This is a genomic window from Sagittula sp. SSi028 (genome assembly GCF_048553715.1).
Classification (GTDB): domain Bacteria; phylum Pseudomonadota; class Alphaproteobacteria; order Rhodobacterales; family Rhodobacteraceae; genus Sagittula.
This window is the reverse complement of the sequence record NZ_JBLZNC010000004.1, coordinates 111,805-127,944: the sequence shown is the minus strand read 5'-3', so window position 1 is coordinate 127,944 and position 16,140 is coordinate 111,805. Positions and strand designations below refer to the sequence as shown.

The window sequence follows — 16,140 nt, the reverse complement described above, 5'->3', positions numbered from 1 at the left end:
GCAGGCACTCAGAAACCTTATTGCGCACCCGCTTTGCAGATTTTGGGTGCATGCATTTTTTTGTACATTCTTGGGAACCATACGCGCCAGTCGGTGTTTGGTTCCGAAACTTCGATAAAAGCGTGCGGCAGAATGAACTCAGATCGAAAGACATCCAAGGTGCAACAGGAAATCGATGAAAACCTGAAACGCGCCTATGGGGACGTGACGAAACAGGAAGTCCCCGACAGGTTTACCGACCTGCTTGCGCAGCTTCGCGCAGCCGACAGCGGCAACACCTCGAACGGCGGGGACAATAATGTCGAATCCTGACCCCCGCGACCAATTGGTCGAACATCTGGGTGCCATGCGCGCCTTTGCGATGTCTTTGACGGGCAACTCTGCGCTGGCCGACGACATGGTGCAGGACAGCCTTGTGAAGGCTTGGACCAAGATTGACACCTTTGAGGTCGGCACCAACCTGCGGGCATGGTTGTTCACCATTCTGCGCAACACCTATTATTCGCACCACCGTAAGGCGCGCCGCGAAGTAGGCGATCCCGACGGCACCTTTTCCGCCAGCCTCGCGCAGAAGCCTGACCATGACGGTCGCCTGCAAATGCGCGACTTCAACACCGCCTTCGCCACACTGTCCGATGAACAGCGCGAAGCCTTGGTTCTGGTGGGTGCCGAAGGGTTTTCCTACGAAGAGGCCGCAGAAACCTGTGGTGTTGCTGTCGGGACTGTGAAAAGCCGAGTTAACCGCGCACGTGCACGGCTTGCCGAACTGATGGGCCTCGATGAGGACGAACACCTTGAACTGACCGATCGGGTAACCTCGGGCATCGTTGCGGCCCAAAAACACGCGATGTGATTTTAACTATGAACGAGCCCTGACCGTGTTGAAGGTCCTGTCCAAAAGTCTCGGGGCGCGGATCGCGTTTCTCATGTCTTTGGCCATGCTGCCATTGGGCCTGATCTCCGTTTACCAGACACAGGTCGTGGTAGACGAAGCTCAGGCCCTCTCGCGTGCGGCCTTGCTGGCAGAGACCGTGGCCGCCGCCAGCGGCGAACGTGAGCTGATCCAGCAGGCGCTGGGGGCGGCGCGTGGACTGTCGGCGGCTGTTGACCGTGTGGACAGCGCTGCCTGTACCCGTATCCTGAGCAACTTCATCGACAGCCAGCAGTTGTATATCTTCGCCAGCTACGTGCAGGCAGATGGCCGGATGGATTGTTCGTCCAGCGGGGAAACCCGTGATTTCGGACCGACCCCGACCCTGCAGTCCGCGATGGAACGCAATGGCCCCGCGGTCGAGATGCTGCAATCCGGTCCGGTGACCAAACAGGCGGTCATTACCGCGTCGCATCCCGTGCGTGTTGACGGCCAACCCATTGGCATCGTGTCGATTTCCATTCCGCATTCGCTGGTCAATGCCTTGATGCAGAACCCCGTCCCCACCGAGGAGCTGAAGCTGGCGTCGGTGAACACAGCGGGCGAGGTGATCTCGTCGACCAGTGGGATACGCGCGGCCGCCGGATTTCTGCCGCAGAATATGGAGCTGACAGATCTGGTTGGCCGCGTCGGCACCACGTTCAGCGGTGTAGCCGGTGACGGGCAGGAACGGTTCTTTGCCGTAGCCCCCATGATTGACGACGTTCTGGTTCTGGTGGGCAGTTGGCCGGTGTCGGTCGCGACCTCCGCGAACGAGGGAACACGCGCGCATTTGGCCGTGGTCTTCCCCGCCCTGATGTGGCTGGCCGGGATCGGCGTGGCCTTTCTGGGACTGCAACGGCTGGTGGTCCGCCATGTTCGCCAACTGCGCTCTGCCATGCGGCAGTTCGCCTTGGGCGAGCGCAGGCAAGCCCCCTTGATGCTGGCGAACCCGCCCGAAGAACTGGAAGAGGCGCAGCGCGCCTTTAACCGGATGGTGCTGATCCTGACAGAGGCCGAGGCCCGTCAGGAAAAAGATCTGCACGACAAGGAAGTGCTGCTGAAAGAAGTGCACCACCGCGTCAAAAACAACCTTCAACTGATCGCGTCGATCATGAACATGCAGTCACGCTCTGCCCGCTCCACCGAAGCGAAGCATATGCTGGCCGGCCTTCAACGGCGGGTGCGCGGGTTGGCCATGCTGCACCGCACGCTGTACACGACAACCGATCTGACCACCGTGGATTCCCGCGACCTGATCCAGACCGTGGTGGACGATGTGTCCACCATGTCGCGCGACGGTAAGGTCGGCCTGACCTCTGACATCGCAAGCGTTCCGCTGTTCCCCGATCAGGCGGTGCCTTTGTCCATGCTGGTGACCGAGGCGCTGACAAACGCCTACAAATACGTGGGCACAGCCCCCGATGGCAGCCGTGATATCTCGATCTCGTTGCTCGAAGACGGCAATGGTCTGGTGGTGCTGCGCGTGGAAAACACTGTAGGCTCCAATGCGGAACGCGATGGCACCGATGGGGAGCAGGGCGACGGGCTGGGCAACCGGCTGATGACCGCCTTTGTCCGCCAGCTTGACGGCGAAGTCACCCATTCCGCAGAGCCGGACCAATACGCGCTGGCCATCGAATTCCCCCGACGCGACTTCAAGCCGCCCGAAAAGGTGGAAGATGCCGCGTGATTTCGATGTCCTGATCACCGCCGAAGAGGCATGGCCCGCATTTGAACGCGCCGTGTTGGAGGCGAAGAGCGAAATCCTCGCAGGGTTTCGCATATTCGACATGACCACCGCCCTGCGCAGCCAAGAGGCGCGTGCCATCGGCGAGGACTGGTTCGACCTGCTGGCGCATGCGCTGCGGCGCGGGGTGCGTATCACCCTTGTGGTCAGCGATTTTGATCCGGTCATGGGCACCCCCCTGCACGAACTGTCATGGCGCACGGTGCGTCAGGGCGCGGCGCTTGGGGAAATCGCCGATGTCACAGCCGACCAACTGCAGGTGCGCGCCACCATGCATCCCGCAACGCCGGGCATGCTGCCTTGGCTGGCGTTTATGCCTGCGGTCATGGCCAAACGGTCGCGCCGCCTGCGCAGGCTGCGCGATGTGCAGCTATCGCGCGAAGCGGTGGGTCTGGATAAGGGGTCATTCCCTGAAATCCACACGGTCACCCACCATCAAAAGCTCGCCGTGATTGATGGCGAGGTGCTGTATGTGGGCGGGCTGGATCTGAACGAACGCCGCTTTGACACCAAGGACCACGATCTGCCCTCTGACCAGACGTGGTCGGACGTGCAATTGATCATGCGCGGCCCCGAGGCGAAAGATGCCCGCACCCATCTTTTGTGCTTCGAGAACCTCTGCGGGGGGCGCGCCGATCCCGAGGATCTGCCACATATCAAACGCACCCTGTCTGCGCCCCGCCGCTTTCAGATGCCGTTTCTGTCCCCGCGCAATGTCTTGCACGAGATTGAAGAGGCGCATTTGGCCGCCTTCCGTGAAGCCCGTCACCTGATCTACGCAGAGACGCAGTTTCTGCGCTCTGGCGTTGTGTCCGATACCTTGGCCAAGGCCGCGCTGGTCAATCCCGACCTGACCGCCTTTTTCATCCTGCCTGCCCTGCCCGAAGATGTGGCCTTTGAAGGGAATGAAAACATTGATGCCAAATATGGTCTGGGGCTGGAACGGGACGCGATTGAAACCCTGACAGAGGCCTTTGGCGACCGCGTGACCTTTGCCGCGCCGGTGCGCCCGGTGATGGCCGCGCGTGATGCGCGCTCTGTTCTGGCGGGATCGCCCATCATCTACGTCCATAACAAGGTTCTGGTTCGTGACGATGATTACGGCATGGTCGGGTCAGCCAATCTGAATGGTCGGTCGTTGCGCTGGGACACCGAAGTCGCCATCGAAATCACCCAGCGTGACCGCGTGAACCTGCTGCGCGACAAGCTGTTTGACCACTGGTGGTTTGATCCCCTCCCCGCCGAGGCGCGCGATCCCCGCACGCTGCAACGGTGGTGGGATGCGGAAATCAGGCGCAATGCGGTGCGGCTTCCGGATCGGCGCAGCGGCTTTTTGGTGCCCCATGACCTCGACAAAGGGGCCGAACTGGCGCAATCCCTACCGGGTGTGACCGAAAACATCGTCTGAACCGGAGGCCACCATGCCCAGAGGCCGCAATGCCACATCCCCCCTGAAGATCCCGTTTCGTGGGATGCTGGATGTCGGGTTGCGCATCTATAAGACAATGATCGAGGACAACCTGAGCCTGCTCGCCGCCGGGATTGCGTTTTACGGTCTGCTCTCCCTGTTTCCCGCGATCACCGCCGGGGTGGCTTTGGCCGGAATGGTCACCGACCCCCAGTTCCTGATCGACATATCCGAGCCGATTTCCAATGTGCTGCCGCCCGCCGCCGCAGAGATCCTGATGGGCCAGCTCACATCGGTGGTCACCGCCTCGAACAACAGTCTTGGCTGGGCTGCCCTTCTGGCAATTGGCCTGTCGTTGTATTCCGCGTCCCGGGCCATGACCAACCTTATCATAGGTCTGAACGTCATCAACGGCGAACGGGAGTCGCGCAATTTCTTTGTGTTGAAGGCAATCAACGTCGTCATGACGCTTTGCCTGATCTCCGGCATTTTGCTGTCCGTGGGGATTGTGGCCGCCCTGCCCACGGCCGCGGCACTGGTGTCGAAGAACGCGCAATTCACTCAGGTCGTGCTGCTGGCCCGCTGGCCGTTGTTGTTTGTGGTTGGCGTGTTCGGCATCGCCATGCTGTACCGGTTCGGCCCCTCGCGGCGCAAAGCACGCTGGCGTTGGCTGACGCCGGGGGCTGCGACCGCCTGCGGGCTTTGGGTGATCGGAAGCCTCGGCTTCAGCCACTATGTGCAGTCCTTCGGCAGCTACAACGAGACCTTTGGCACCTTGGGCGGGGTGATTGTTCTGCTGACGTGGCTTTGGCTGTCGGCCTTTATCGTCCTGCTGGGCGCCACGCTGGACGCCGAGTTGGAGGCGCAAACGCGACATGACAGCACCGTCGGCCCAACGCGCCCCATGGGGGAACGTGGCGCGGTCAAGGCTGACACACTGGGCGAAGGCTTTGGGGAACCCTAAGCACATCCATCCGTTGTGTTCCCGAACAAAGTTTGAGGACATCATGGACCTGCTTCGCATTCTGATCGCCATCCTGCTGCCGCCCTTGGGCGTATTTTTGCAAGTGGGCCTTGGCAAACATTTCTGGCTGAACCTGCTGCTGACCCTGCTGGGCTACATCCCCGGCATTGTGCACGCTGTCTGGATCATCGCGCGCCGTTGATCGGCGCAACATGGCCCACGGCGCGCAGGGCACAATGGAACCAATCATCGCCCCGCACGTTTCCCATCCAGATATAAGACACTGGAAACAAACAAGGAAACTGACATGCGTATTGGAGCTGTAATCGCCGCCATCATCGCCGTGATCGCCATCGGCTTTGGCATTTACATGATCGACATCGACCAGACCGAAGAGGCCGCACTGCCCGAAGTCAGCGTCGAAGGCGGTCAGATGCCGGAATTTGACGCCGACGTGGGCGAAATTGAGGTCGACGAGGAAGAGGTCACCGTGACCGTTCCCGAGATCAACGTCACCCCGCCCGAAGAAGACACAGCCGAAAACCAGAACTGATCTGGCGCAGGCACTCGCTCTACCGAAAGGAGATCATTATGGACCAAGATCGTATCGACGGCCGCTGGACCGAACTGAAAGGCAAGCTGCGTGAATCCTACGGGGATCTGACAGACGACGAGTTGGAACAGACGCAGGGCAACCGTGAGCAGCTGGAAGGCCAACTGCAACAAAAGCTTGGAAAAACAAAGGATGATGTCCGCAAAATTGTGGACGACATGCTGGCAGAGATCTAAGTCTAAGCCCAAGGGACGCTGCGCTTTTTTACCTCGGGCCAGCATTCTTTATCAAACGCCGATTGCGCCCCGCGCGATCGGCGTTTTCTTTGATGCGACACCTATTGCCGAATGCGGGTGACCTGCGCCTGATCGGTCTGTGACACGGGGGCATCGGTGACATCTTTTGCACGACTGAGCGCGCGCAGCAGATCGTTGCGATCTACCGGCTTGCTGACAAAATCGTCCATGCCCGCCGCAAGACAGGCCGCGTGATCGGACGCAAAGGCATTTGCCGTGACGGCGATGATATACGGCTGGTTGCCGGTCGCGCCTCGGATCTCTCGCGTGGCGTCCAGTCCATTCAGCTTTGGCATAGAGACATCCATCAGGATCACAGCCGGTGCCACAGCGCGTGTCATTTCAACGGCGGCGCGCCCGTCATGCGCCATGTGGACCTCGGCCCCCGTCCCTTCGAGGAACTTCTCGATGATGATCCGGTTAACCACGTTATCCTCGGCCACGAGAAGGCGCATCCCGCGCAGCTCTGGCATAGTGGCGGGTTCATCTTGCACCGGCAGATTATATGCGGCGCTCTCTGGCACCTCTTCCAACGGCAAACGCAGCTCGAAGGTCGACCCATGATCCGCCGAGCTATTCAGCAACACCAAATCCCCTCCCATTTGCCGCGCCAATTCACGGCTGATCGGCAAGCCAAGGCCGGTGCCATCATGGCGACGCACCGAAGCGTTTTCGCATTGGTGGAAGGCATCAAAGATGGCGTTCGCCTGATCCTCCGGCACGCCAATCCCCGAGTCCGCCATGGTGATGACCCAGATTTTTCCGTCTTCGCTTTCCTCAACGGTAGAGGTGACGCGGATCTCCCCGGCTTCGGTGAACTTTATCGCATTGGACATCAGATTCATAAAAATCTGCTTTATGCGTTTTTCGTCCCCCATCGCATGCAATGGCAAGGTGTCATCGCAGTCGGTCACAAAGGTCAGCCCTTTTTCGGCGACCGCGGGCCGAAACATGCGACGGGCCCCGGACAAGGCCAATGCCGGAGAAAAGACGGTCTTTTCTATGGCCAGCTTGCCTTCACCGAGACTGGAAAAATCCAGAATATCATTCACGATATGCAGTAGGGACGTTGATGCTTCGCGGATCACTTCGATATTGTTGCGGCTTTCGATATCCAGCGGGCGCCTGCGGACAATATCGCTCATCCCGCAAATGGCATTCAGCGGAGTGCGGATTTCATGGCTCATTACGGCCAAAAACGCGGACTTGGCGTTGGCGGCAGCTTCAGCACGATGGCGCGTTTTCTCAAGCTCCTCATTCGCATCGTACAAATCCTGCGCAACCTGAACGAGCTTTTTCTCTTTCTCCCAGGAACGCCTTTGGCCGTGCAGACGTGCCCCGACAAACGCCGCAACCATATAAGACAGAAGGGCGATTTCGCACAGTTGGATCCAGATCGGGCTGCGCCCCTCTGGCATAAAAATCACCTGATGCGCGAAATAGATGGGTACACACATGGCCAGAACGGCCAGCTTCACCCGCGCGGCACGGGGATGATGCGTCAGGATAAAACCGGCATTGACCGCCCCGGCCGTCAGGAAACAAAATCCGATCAGAACGCCCTCGCCGGAGAAGGAAAACAATAGCGCGGACAGGACACAGCCGGATATGCCCAAGGATTGAAACCCCGCGCTGATTGTCGAAAGGGTCAACACCTGCTCGATCGGCATGTCTTCCTTCAATTTGCGCATCAGGTATTTGAGGCAGAGGATATCAACCAGCTCACCAACGATGGCCATCACACCACAGACGAGCGCCACCGGCGCTGATACGAAATACCACGTGCAGATAACGCCGATACACGTTGCAATTTGCCTAAGCGCAAATTGCCTGATGCGCACGACAGCATACCTTTGAAATTGAGACCGGCGTCTGAACGATTCTGTGGCAGAGGAAATCTCATCAATCGCAATTTGGGCAGCCGGTTGCATGGCGCAAATGTCCTTTGGTGGTCAGCCTCGTTATAGAAAATCCACGCGGACGCCCCCACAACGATTCAACATATCCAGAGTATACCAAAGTGCGCTTGTCTGACCGATTTTTCCGAGATCAGCCCGCATGTGCATGGTGTCCGTCCGGCCACGTCCAGATACCGCGCGCGTCTTATGCGGGCAGGATCAACAGCTCCAGCTTGGCCCGCACGACATAGGCGACCCAACGTGATGTGAGAAAGAATTTTTTAGAACTGAGAAGGAAAATACCAAGAACAAATTTGCTATCGCGCTTTTGGGAGCGGGCCTGATCGCCGCCCCGGCCTTTTCGATGTCTGTCAGCGAATGGGAAGAATACAAGAAGAACTGTCGCGACCAAGTCGGCACCCCCGGTGTGCACGCAGACAGCTCACCCGGTTGCCACATTGGCGCGACTGAAACCGCGAAAGACATGGATTTCTCTGCCGAACCCAAACCAATCGGAGGAACACGCGCGGGTCGCGCCCAAAATCGCCGCGTAGAGATCAATCTTAAGAAATGGGATTGGTAAATCCCACTGTTTGTCTACCAACTTAGAGCGCGCCCTCGATACTCTAGGCCAGCTTTAGGAATGGATACAGCGGTTTTGCACAAGGTTGCGAGCAAAGACCAACGAAAGGGGCCCTACAGTCAGGATGCGCCACGGATTGAGACCGCCATGCCCTGATCCGGTTGAACACCTGAATCACATAGAAACCGGGCCCTATCTTGACAGCGACAAAGGTTCAAAGAACCCAAGATCACTGCCTAACAGCGCAGATATTTCTTTGATAAATTGGTCGGAGCGAGAGGATTCGAACCTCCGGCCCCTGCCTCCCGAAGACAGTGCTCTACCAGGCTGAGCTACGCTCCGACCGTGAGGCGCGGGATATATCGCCCGCAGCGCTTTGGCAAGAGACGTTTTGCAGCGCCACGCAGTTTCCGCACGGCTATTCGGCAGGCGTATCGCTTGGCCCCTGCGGCCCGCGCCGCGCCCTGTTGAGGAACGGCGCAATCCGGAAGGATGCCCCGTAGCCGCGCGACCGCGTGCGCAGAACAGGTGTCTGCGAATCGTCGTTGCTGCTTTCGCGGGCCACGATGTAGACGCCGGACGCGATGATAATCCCCGCCCCGATGACGGTGAACGTATCGATTGTCTCGTCGAACAGCAGATAGCCATAGGCTGTGGCCCAGATGATCTGCGAATACTGCATCGGCGCCACAATCGCGGCCTGTCCGGTCTTGTAAGCCATGATCAGACACAGCCCCGCAAAGAACCCCAGCAGGGAAATCGTGGCCCCCGCCCCCAGATCCAGCAAGGGCATCGGGCGGTACACAAAGGTCATCAAAACCCCGACCACGATGAAATTCGCCACCATCGGATAGAGCAACAGCACCACGCTCCGCTCGTCATTACCGACTTTGCGCACGATAATCGCGGACAGGGCGCCAAACACCGCGGAGCCCATCGCCGCCAGATGCCCCATCGACAGCGGGTGCGAGCCCGGGCGCAGCACCACCAGAACCCCCACAAGCCCCACCATCACCGCCGCGCCACGCCGCCAGCCCACCTGCTCCCCCAGCAAGGGGATCGAGATCAGCGTAATCAACAGCGGGGAGGCAAACAGGATCGCATAGGTCTGCGCCAAGGGCAGTACGGTAAAGGCATAGAACGCGCACATGCCATTCAGCATGGCCGCAGTCGTCCGGATCGCTGTCCACCACGGGTGTACGGGGCGCAAGGTGCCGGGCAGCGGGTCCCGCATCATCATGAAACTGACCAGCGGGAAGGACATCAACGTCGAGAAAAAGATCACCTGAAACGGTGAATAGGTGGCACCAAGGTATTTGATCACCACGTCATGCGTCGCGAAAATGCCGAAAGCCGTCAGGGCGAACAGCGCGCCTTTTGCGTTGGGGGTCATGTCAGGGCCTGTCGTCGCTTCTTGCGCGAAGCTATGCGGAGCGCGGGGCGCATTGCAAGGGGGGGACCCTGGCGAAAAGCTGAAGACTGCATGCATTTTGCAATCTCGGCGCGTGGGTCATGAAAAAAGGGCGGCGCATTGCGGCACCGCCCCTTTCGTCATCAATCGTCGGGATTACAGCGATGCGTCGAGCGCTGCGACAATCGCGTCGCCCATTTCCGAGGTGGTGACCGGGGTCACGCCTTCTTCACCCAGCAGATCGGCGGTGCGGACGCCATCGGCCAGCACCTTCTCGACGGCCTTTTCCAGACGGGTTGCTTCGGCACCCTGATCAAAGGAATAGCGCAGCGCCATGGCAAAGCTCAGCACGCAGGCGATCGGGTTTGCCTTGCCCTGACCTGCGATGTCGGGCGCGGAGCCGTGCACCGGCTCGTACAGCGCTTTGGGGCGACCGTTGGCCATGGGCTGGCCCAGCGATGCGGACGGCAGCATACCAAGCGAGCCGGTCAGCATGGCGGCCGCGTCGGACAGCAGGTCACCGAACAGGTTGTCCGTCACGATGACGTCGAACTGCTTGGGCCAGCGGCACAGCTGCATCGCACCTGCGTCGGCGTACATGTGCGACAGCTCGACCTCGGGGTAATCCTTGGCGACTTCGGTGACGACCTCGCGCCACAGAATGCCGGATTCCATGACGTTGGCTTTCTCCATCGAGCACAGTTTCTTGTCGCGCTTCATGGCCAGCTCGAAGGCAGAGCGTGCCACGCGGTCGATCTCGGATTCGGTGTAGCGCTGGGTGTTGATGCCCACACGCTCGTTGCCCTCTTCGATGATGCCGCGCGGTTCGCCAAAGTAGATGCCCGACGTCAGCTCGCGCACGATCATGATGTCCAGACCGGCCACAACGTCCTTTTTCAGCGACGAGAAATCCGCCAGCGCGTCAAAGCACTGTGCGGGGCGCAGGTTGGCATAGAGATCCATTTCCTTGCGCAGGCGCAGCAGGCCACGCTCGGGCTTTACGCTGAAATCCAGAACGTCGTATTTCGGACCGCCCACGGCGCCCAGCAGAACCGCGTCGACCTCTTGGGCCTTTGCCATGGTGTCATCGTGCAGCGGGGTGCCATGTGCGTCATAGGCCGCGCCGCCCACCAGATCCTCGGACACGTCAAAGGCCAGATCGCGCTTGGCACCGTACCAGTCGATGATCTTGCGCACTTCGGCCATGACTTCGGGGCCGATCCCGTCACCGGGCAGGATAAGAAGCGAGGGGTTGGACATGGGGGTAAACTCCGGTTTTCGTGATGGAACGGGGGTAGACCGCAGGCGTTGGGGGGTCAATGCAATCTGCACAAAGGAAGACGCCAATGCTGACCCCGACCCAACCTTTTCCCGACCTGAAGCTGCCCACCCTGTCCGGTGAGGACGTCGACGTCCGCCAGAACATGGGCGAAAACGGTGCGATCGTTGTCTTCTACCGCGGTCTGCACTGCCCGATCTGCAAAAAGCAGTTGCAAGAGATCGAAGGTCAATTGGATCAGGCCAAAGACCTTGGCGTGACCGTTCTGGCCGTCAGCGGCGACACCAAATCCCGCGCGGAAGACACCGTATCCGAGACGGAAACCACCCGCCTGAACATTGCGCATGACTTGTCCATGACCGAAGCGCGCGAATGGGGCCTGTATGTCAGCACAGCGCGCGAAGGATCCGAGGAGCCCGAGCTGTTTTCGGAACCGGGGATTTTCTACCTGCTGCCCGATGGCACGGTTTATGCCGCATGGGTCCAAAGCTTCCCGTTTGCCCGCCCGCCGTTCGAGGACGTGCTGGCCGCCGTGAAGTTCCGCAATGATAAGGGCTACCCGCCCCGTGGCAGCTACACCGGTCCGCTGGTGGAACATGACGGCACCACCAAGGTCGAGGCCGTCGATGGCCCCAAGGCCGAAGCCTACTGATTGACCGACACCTGCAACGCCCCGTCCCCGCGACGGGGCGTTTTGCGATCCGGCGGTGTGACATCCACCCAAACCAGCGCGTGCTGGCCATGCTCTGTCTCAGGTAACGGCGGCACGACACCCGCGTCTGTTATGCGCAACTGACGATCCGGCAGCACATAGGACACGCGCATTGGCCCGGTGCTGTCCCATGTCACAGTCGCACGGTCAGGAAGCGGGTCCTGCAATCCGGGATGACCCAGCACAGTTTTGATGGCCTGTCGCAGCCCCTCCCCCGCAGTGGGATCGATATTCATTAACCCGGCGACAATCACCGGACCGGCGGGGGTCTCCCCCAGTTTGCCGTTCAAAACATGCGCCCACAGCATGACTTCGTCATGATTGCGGCGGCCATTGCGGTCCTCTGGCCCGTCGAACACCGGCGGAGTTGCCGCGAGCGTCATCAATCGGATCGGCCCATCCGGGGTGTCCAGCCGCAACAGCCAGTGCGCCACACTGGACAGGCGCTGTATCTCGGGGGCCGTGTCCTGTGCCGTCATCAGGCTGTGCGGCGCATCGCGCCATAACAGCCCGCTCAGATCACGTTCCAACGTGATGGGATAACGCGACAGAACCGCCATGCCGCCCTGTCCCGAAAACCAGCCATACCCCTGCGCGTCGCGCGGTCCACCCAAACGGCCATCACCGTCCAGATCAGCCCCCGTCTGCCACCCTGTATTGGGCCGTTTGGAAAACGCATGCGGCAGGTCCAGCCCGCCCTCGGCCAGAATGATTTGCAACGCAGCCAAAGCCGCATGGCTTGCGTCAAAATCAAATCGGGTCAGCAGCAAAACATCGGGGGCGGCGGTGAGGATCGGTGCGATATCGACTTTGCCCCGCAAAAGCTCTCGCAACAAAAGGCCCGGGCCCTTTTCGCTGAAATCCCCATGCCAGGTGGCCACGCGGACTTGGGCAGAGGCCGCAGCCGCCACCAGCACGTAGCTGAGAAACAGGATTACGCCAGTTGCAATTCGGCCTGCGCGTAGGCGCGGCGTCTCTTTTCCTCGATCAGGTCGGCGATCCGCATCAGTGCGACGCCGCGCATGATCAGGCTTGCTGGCAAAAAGGACCATGCGATCATCGTCCAGATCAGGGGTTGGTAATCCGACAGGTTCGGCACCGCCCCCCAGTTCCCCGAGATTTTCAGCGCCGCCGGCAGGAAGAATGGCATCAGGAATCCTAAGGCCACGTTAATGTGGCTGTCCCGTTTCAGCCGGTACAGCACATCGCCGCCTGTCGTGGGGTCAAACAGTGGCAGGTTGACCCAGAAATTGAACGCGCCACGCCGGATCGGCCAGTCCAGCAGCCGCACGACGATCACAAACAGAACAAGCGTCACAAGCGAGATCAGATACGCCACCCCCGCCATGCCGCGTATCAGGTCCAGATGCTGTGCGGACACATCCGCAGGGGCCACAAGAACCATCAGCCGCACCGGAGAAAACGGGAAATCCATCGCCTCGCCGATCATGCTGCCGGTTTGGGCAAGCGACATCAGTGCCGCCGTAGGGTGCATGGTTGCCCGCGCCATCAAGGTCAGCAAGATCACAGTCGCAAACAGCGCCATAAACCGTATCCGGTTAAAGGGCGGCGCATTGCGGAATTCGATCACCGACGGGTATTCCGCCGTGTATTCCGCAAAGATCAGCAAGGCCGCAACGCAGGCAAACAGCCCCACCAACTGTGACGCATCCGACTGCACATCAGCCAGAATCATTGCGGGCAACGCAATGAGAAATGCCACAAGTAAAGCGCGCGCCGCAGCCGCCACCATGCGTGAGATCACAAATCTGCCCTTCCGTTCCGGACGGTCGCGATACGATGCCGCAACCTTGTTCCATCCCGATCCCGTCTTTGCGACGGACTGCCTCATTATTGCCTAATTTCTGCCTCTTTTTGCACGGCACGGCAACAGTAAGCCGACATTGATCGCAATTTTACCGGACAAAGCCCGTCGGGTGGTGCGGGTTTGCATCAAGGGCGGGGCACCAAAAACAAAGGCCCGCGCGGTGGCGGGCCTTTGGTATCAATAGGTTATCGCGGGATCAGACCCAGGGGCGCTCCTGCGAGGACTTCGCCTCGTAGGTGTCGATGGCCGGGGCCTTCTCCAGCGACAGGGCGATGTCATCCAGACCGTTGAGCAGGCAGTGCTTCTTGAACGGGTCCACCTCGAAGGAGAACACTTCCCCCTCGGAGCTCGACACCGTCTGCTCTACCAGATCGACGATCATACGCGCGTTCGACCCTTTTTCAGCGTCTTTCATCAGCGCATCGACCTGCTCTTGCGGCAGCACGATGGGCAGGATGCCGTTCTTGAAGCAGTTGTTGTAAAAGATGTCGGCAAAACTGGTCGAGACGATCGCCTTGATCCCGAAATCCTTGATCGCCCACGGCGCGTGTTCGCGCGACGATCCACAGCCGAAGTTGTCACCGGCGATCAGGATCTCTGCGTCGCGGTACTGCGGCTGGTTCAGCACGAACTCGGGGATCTCGCTGCCGTCACGGTTATAGCGCATCTCGTCGAACAGGCTGACACCAAAGCCGGTGCGCTTGATCGATTTCAGGAACCGCTTCGGGATGATCATGTCGGTGTCGATGTTCACCAGCGGCATGGGGGCCGCGATGCCGGTCAGTTTCTCAAACTTGTCCATTGTCCGTGGCTCCTCAGGCTGCGGTTTCGACGTCGAGCATACGCACGTCGGTGATCTTGCCGGTCAGCGCCGCAGCAGCGGCCATCGCGGGCGACATCAGGTGGGTCCGGCCCTTGTAGCCCTGACGCCCCTCGAAGTTGCGGTTCGAGGTAGAGGCGCAGCGCTCGCCCTCGGACAGCTGGTCAGGGTTCATGGCCAAGCACATGGAACAGCCCGCCATACGCCATTCGAACCCGGCATCGATGAAGATCTTGTCCAGACCTTCTTCCTCGGCCTGTGCCCGCACAAGACCGGAGCCCGGCACCACCATGGCGCGGCCAACCTTGATCTTCTTGCCTTCGACGATCTGGGCCGCAGCGCGCAGGTCCTCGATTCGACCGTTGGTGCAGGAACCGATAAAGACCGTGTCGATCTCGATGTCGGTCAGCTTCTGGCCAGCTTGCAGCCCCATGTATTCGATGGAGCGGCGGGCCGCCTCGACCTTGCCGCCCTTGAAGGATTCCGGCGCAGGCACAACGGCAGAGACCGGCAACGCATCCTCGGGCGAGGTGCCCCAGGTCACGGTCGGTTCAATCGATTCGCCCGCGATGGTGACAACCTTGTCCCATGCTGCGTCATCGTCGGAATACAGGGTCTTCCACCAGTTCAGCGCGGCTTCCCACTGGGCGCCTTTGGGCGCGTGGGCGCGGCCTTTGACGTAGTTGAAGGTGGTCTCGTCAGGGGCGATCAAACCGGCGCGCGCGCCACCCTCGATGGCCATGTTACAGATGGTCATGCGACCTTCCATCGACAGATCACGGATCGCTTCGCCGCAGTATTCGATGACGTAGCCGGTGCCGCCCGCAGTACCGGTCTCGCCGATAATGCGCAGGACGATGTCCTTTGCGGTCACACCGGGACGCAGCTTGCCGGTGATCTCGACCTTCATGTTCTTGGACTTCTTCTGGATCAGCGTCTGCGTGGCCAGAACGTGCTCCACCTCGGACGTGCCGATCCCGTGCGCGAGCGAGCCGAACGCACCGTGGGTCGCCGTGTGGCTGTCACCACACACCACGGTCATGCCGGGCAGGGTCCAGCCGTTTTCGGGCCCGACGATGTGCACGATGCCCTGACGGATGTCCGTCACGGGGTAGTAGTGGATGCCGAAATCCTTGGCGTTCTTGTCCAGTGCGGACACCTGAATGCGGCTGTCTTCGGGCATCTGGTCGGGGTTTTCACGGCCCAGCGTGGTCGGCACGTTGTGGTCCGGTACGGCGATGGTCTTGTCCGGTGCGCGCACCGAACGGCCCGCCAGACGCAGCCCTTCAAAGGCCTGCGGCGAAGTAACCTCGTGGACGAGGTGGCGGTCAATATAAAGAAGGCAGGTGCCGTCTGCGTCTTCGGATACGACATGCGCATCCCAGATCTTGTCGTAAAGCGTCTTGGGGGACATGGGTCCTCTCCCGTTTTGATGTGCTGGATGGCTCTGAATGGTGCGCAATCTGCGCTGGAGACGTCATAATGGCGTCTGGCCGCACCGCCGGGGGTGCGAGATCGTCACGCAGATAGGCGGGCGCGCACCGTATGGGTGGCACCGAAGAAACGTTCGCGCAGGCGGGCGCGATCTCCGAGGTTGAGCGTTCTGGCCATGGCGCTCAGATACCTGTGAAAAGTGAGTCTCGCAAGGGGCCAGACGCGTATCCGTGCGCCTTCCCATCCCCGCGACAAAGATTCCACGGGCCTGCCACCGTATGACCTTACTCCCTT

The 16,140-nt window shown here is 60.2% G+C and carries 18 protein-coding genes and 1 tRNA gene; 10 read left to right on the top strand and 9 right to left on the bottom strand.

The genetic code is table 11. The features are described from left to right. Window positions 1-132: 132 nt before the first annotated feature. From ACN5AZ_RS09215 to ACN5AZ_RS09180, 8 genes are all read left to right on the top strand, one after another. A complete protein-coding gene (locus tag ACN5AZ_RS09215; protein ID WP_419428581.1) occupies window positions 133-312 on the top strand; it encodes a NepR family anti-sigma factor in 180 nt (59 codons plus the stop codon). Further along, window positions 299-853 carry an RNA polymerase sigma factor gene (locus ACN5AZ_RS09210; protein ID WP_419428580.1) on the top strand — a complete coding sequence of 185 codons (555 nt, stop codon included), beginning with the start codon at window positions 299-301 and terminating at the stop codon, window positions 851-853. The genes ACN5AZ_RS09215 and ACN5AZ_RS09210 overlap by 14 nt, the downstream gene beginning before the upstream one ends. 73 nt (window positions 854-926) lie before the next feature. Then, on the top strand, window positions 927-2,603 hold the full coding sequence (locus tag ACN5AZ_RS09205) for a sensor histidine kinase (RefSeq protein ID WP_419428579.1): 1,677 nt from the start codon (window positions 927-929) through the stop codon (window positions 2,601-2,603). Beyond that, window positions 2,593-4,068: a phospholipase D family protein gene (locus ACN5AZ_RS09200; protein WP_419428578.1), complete on the top strand. Its 1,476-nt coding sequence runs from the start codon at window positions 2,593-2,595 to the stop codon at window positions 4,066-4,068. Before ACN5AZ_RS09205 ends, ACN5AZ_RS09200 begins: the two co-directional genes overlap by 11 nt. A 13-nt stretch (window positions 4,069-4,081) precedes the next feature. Further along, window positions 4,082-5,032 (top strand): YihY/virulence factor BrkB family protein, encoded by a 951-nt coding sequence (locus tag ACN5AZ_RS09195; RefSeq protein ID WP_419428577.1) that lies wholly within the window; start codon window positions 4,082-4,084, stop codon window positions 5,030-5,032. Window positions 5,033-5,075: 43 nt separating this feature from the next. Next, complete coding sequence (locus ACN5AZ_RS09190; RefSeq protein WP_419428576.1) at window positions 5,076-5,234, top strand: YqaE/Pmp3 family membrane protein; 159 nt, start codon at window positions 5,076-5,078, stop codon at window positions 5,232-5,234. Between the two features lie 105 nt (window positions 5,235-5,339). Beyond that, window positions 5,340-5,585 (top strand): hypothetical protein, encoded by a 246-nt coding sequence (locus ACN5AZ_RS09185; protein WP_419428575.1) that lies wholly within the window; start codon window positions 5,340-5,342, stop codon window positions 5,583-5,585. Window positions 5,586-5,623: 38 nt separating this feature from the next. After that, a complete protein-coding gene (locus tag ACN5AZ_RS09180; protein ID WP_419428574.1) occupies window positions 5,624-5,821 on the top strand; it encodes a CsbD family protein in 198 nt (65 codons plus the stop codon). Window positions 5,822-5,922: 101 nt separating this feature from the next. Here the strand turns inward: ACN5AZ_RS09180 and ACN5AZ_RS09175 are convergent, their stop codons facing one another. After that, window positions 5,923-7,620 (bottom strand): ATP-binding protein, encoded by a 1,698-nt coding sequence (locus ACN5AZ_RS09175; protein ID WP_419428573.1) that lies wholly within the window; start codon window positions 7,618-7,620, stop codon window positions 5,923-5,925. A 523-nt stretch (window positions 7,621-8,143) separates the two neighbouring features. Here ACN5AZ_RS09175 and ACN5AZ_RS09170 point away from each other — a divergent pair. Beyond that, window positions 8,144-8,362, top strand: a complete 219-nt coding sequence (locus tag ACN5AZ_RS09170; protein ID WP_419428572.1) for a hypothetical protein — start codon at window positions 8,144-8,146, stop codon at window positions 8,360-8,362. A 265-nt stretch (window positions 8,363-8,627) separates the two neighbouring features. On the opposite strand, the gene ACN5AZ_RS09165 is transcribed toward ACN5AZ_RS09170, so the two are convergent. The 3 genes from ACN5AZ_RS09165 to leuB form a co-directional block, all read right to left on the bottom strand. Continuing rightward, window positions 8,628-8,704 (bottom strand) — tRNA-Pro (locus ACN5AZ_RS09165). A gap of 76 nt (window positions 8,705-8,780) precedes the next feature. Continuing rightward, window positions 8,781-9,755, bottom strand: a complete 975-nt coding sequence (locus ACN5AZ_RS09160) for a DMT family transporter (protein WP_419428571.1) — start codon at window positions 9,753-9,755, stop codon at window positions 8,781-8,783. Window positions 9,756-9,929: 174 nt separating this feature from the next. Beyond that, a complete protein-coding gene (leuB, locus tag ACN5AZ_RS09155; RefSeq protein ID WP_419428570.1) occupies window positions 9,930-11,033 on the bottom strand; it encodes a 3-isopropylmalate dehydrogenase in 1,104 nt (367 codons plus the stop codon). 86 nt (window positions 11,034-11,119) lie between these two features. On the opposite strand from leuB, the gene ACN5AZ_RS09150 reads away from it, so the two are divergent. Next, window positions 11,120-11,704: a peroxiredoxin-like family protein gene (locus ACN5AZ_RS09150; RefSeq protein ID WP_419428569.1), complete on the top strand. Its 585-nt coding sequence runs from the start codon at window positions 11,120-11,122 to the stop codon at window positions 11,702-11,704. On the opposite strand, the gene ACN5AZ_RS09145 is transcribed toward ACN5AZ_RS09150, so the two are convergent. The 5 genes from ACN5AZ_RS09145 to ACN5AZ_RS09125 all read right to left on the bottom strand — a co-directional run bounded on the left by ACN5AZ_RS09145 (window position 11,698) and on the right by ACN5AZ_RS09125 (window position 16,023). After that, window positions 11,698-12,681, bottom strand: a complete 984-nt coding sequence (locus ACN5AZ_RS09145; protein WP_419428568.1) for an endonuclease/exonuclease/phosphatase family protein — start codon at window positions 12,679-12,681, stop codon at window positions 11,698-11,700. The two genes, ACN5AZ_RS09150 and ACN5AZ_RS09145, sit on opposite strands and share 7 nt — an antisense overlap. Window positions 12,682-12,698: 17 nt before the next feature. Then, entirely contained in the window at window positions 12,699-13,460 is a 762-nt protein-coding gene (locus ACN5AZ_RS09140) for a hypothetical protein (protein ID WP_419428567.1), read from the bottom strand. Between the two features lie 328 nt (window positions 13,461-13,788). Continuing rightward, window positions 13,789-14,394, bottom strand: a complete 606-nt coding sequence (gene leuD, locus ACN5AZ_RS09135) for a 3-isopropylmalate dehydratase small subunit (RefSeq protein ID WP_419428566.1) — start codon at window positions 14,392-14,394, stop codon at window positions 13,789-13,791. 13 nt (window positions 14,395-14,407) lie between these two features. Then, the gene (leuC, locus tag ACN5AZ_RS09130) at window positions 14,408-15,826 is read right to left on the bottom strand and encodes a 3-isopropylmalate dehydratase large subunit (RefSeq protein WP_419428565.1); all 1,419 of its coding nucleotides are present in this window, start codon (window positions 15,824-15,826) and stop codon (window positions 14,408-14,410) included. 104 nt (window positions 15,827-15,930) lie between these two features. Beyond that, the gene (locus ACN5AZ_RS09125) at window positions 15,931-16,023 is read right to left on the bottom strand and encodes an isopropylmalate isomerase (RefSeq protein WP_419428564.1); all 93 of its coding nucleotides are present in this window, start codon (window positions 16,021-16,023) and stop codon (window positions 15,931-15,933) included. Window positions 16,024-16,140 lie beyond the last annotated feature (117 nt).